This window comes from Pseudomonas sp. SIMBA_068, from assembly GCF_046534705.1.
GTDB classification, from domain to species: domain Bacteria; phylum Pseudomonadota; class Gammaproteobacteria; order Pseudomonadales; family Pseudomonadaceae; genus Aquipseudomonas; species Aquipseudomonas putida.
Map to the genome: position 1 here is coordinate 1 of NZ_JAWRYI010000861.1, position 260 is coordinate 260.

Sequence of the window (260 nt, forward strand, 5' to 3'; positions counted from 1 at the left end):
GGTGATGGTGACGGTGCCAAGGGCTTTGCCGCTCGCGCTCTGCCCGGCCTGCCGAGGCAGCACCAGCAACTTGCCGTCGGCCACCTTGGCCGTGCAGTCGTACTGCTTGGCCAGGCGGGTGATAAAGTTGAAGTCGGATTCATTGAGCTGGTCGACCCGGGGCACCTTGATGGTGACCGGGCAGACCGGCTGCCAACCATTGCGAATCGCTACATCGCGCACGATCTGCTGCAGAGGGACGTTTTCCCAGCTCCCACTGC

1 pseudogene is annotated in these 260 nt (G+C 63.5%); it reads right to left on the minus strand.

Annotated features, from left to right (window positions below):
- Window positions 1–260, minus strand: a pseudogene (locus tag SB756_RS31795) (late control protein); the annotation flags it as partial.